1 protein-coding gene is annotated in these 250 nt (G+C 62.0%); it reads left to right on the forward strand.

The window, feature by feature from the left end; translation table 11 throughout:
• Positions 1-250 (forward strand): hypothetical protein (locus tag ACTEK7_RS36695; RefSeq protein ID WP_474810826.1); only part of this gene is annotated, 250 nt, incomplete at both ends.

The following is a 250-nucleotide window of genomic DNA, read 5'->3' on the forward strand; positions in this document are numbered from 1 at the left end:
CGACCAGCGTGTTCCGGTCCGGCGGCAACTATTATCTGAACAACATCTCGACCGGCACCGGCCCAACGCTGAAATACCAAGGCAATGTGGTGGACACGGCCAATTACTCGACGTGGTCCGTCATTGCGGCCGAGCAGGTGTCCGGTGGCGGCTACGACGTGGTCTGGAAGAACTCGGCCAACGGGCACTACTCGGTCTGGAGCACCGACAGCACCGGCAATTTCGTGACGACGCTAGCCGCGGCTCCCGA

The sequence above is a fragment of the Bradyrhizobium sp. JHI2711 genome (assembly GCF_056156565.1).